The sequence below is a fragment of the Mycobacterium alsense genome, from assembly GCF_002086635.1.
Taxonomy (GTDB): Bacteria; Actinomycetota; Actinomycetes; order Mycobacteriales; family Mycobacteriaceae; genus Mycobacterium; species Mycobacterium alsense.
Map to the genome: position 1 here is coordinate 1 of NZ_MVHD01000134.1, position 870 is coordinate 870.

An 870-nucleotide genomic window follows, 5' to 3' on the forward strand; every position below is an offset into this window, starting at 1 on the left:
GATACAATTGCTGACGGCGTACCTCGGCATATCGATTCCGATTCCGTAAAGGGTTTTCCGTCTATTTCACTCCGCTCGTCGTCAGGCGTCGTCGCGCGTCGCTGTCAAACGCGCGGACGCCGACCTAGACGGACAGCCTCGGGAGTTCGACGGTGGCCGGGTCGTCGCCGGCGGGCGGGCCCTCCCGGAGCAGCAGGGACCGTACCAGCGGACGCGGTCCAACGGGCCGAAGCATGAAACTGGCCGGGCGCGGCCGCACTACCTGCGGCCACCAGAACCAACGCCCGAGCAGCGCGGCGATCGATGGTGTCATGAACGAGCGCACGACCAAAGTGTCGAACATCAGGCCCAGGCCGATGGTGGTGCCGACCTGGCCGATGATCCGCAGATCGCTGAATACCATCGAGGCCATGGTGAAGGCGAACACCAGGCCCGCGTTCGTCACGACCTTCCCGGTGCCGCCCATGGCGCGAATGATGCCGGTGTGCAACCCGGCGGCTATTTCCTCTTTCATCCGGGACACCAGAAGCAAGTTGTAGTCAGATCCCACGGCCAAAAGGACGATCACCGACATCGGCAGCACCATCCAGTGCAATTTGACGCCAAGTAGATATTGCCAGGCGAGCACCGACAGCCCAAACGATGCACCCAAAGAGAGCAGGACGGTCCCGACGATAACCAGGGCGGCCACAAAACTTCGCGTGAGGGCGAGCATGATGACGAAAATGAGGCAAAGCGCACCGACGAGGGCGATCCAGAGATCGTATTTCGAGCCATCATGGAAGTCTTTGTAGGTCGATGCGGTGCCGGCTAGGTAGATCTTGGCGCCCTCCAAGGGGGTGGTCTTGAGCGCCTCCTCGGCCGCCGATT

General features: G+C 62.1%; 1 protein-coding gene. It reads right to left on the reverse strand.

The genetic code is table 11. The features are described 5' to 3' along the window. Positions 1-124 precede the first annotated feature (124 nt). A partial coding sequence (locus BST11_RS26850; RefSeq protein WP_142276623.1) for an MMPL family transporter occupies positions 125-870 on the reverse strand: 746 nt, incomplete at its 5' end.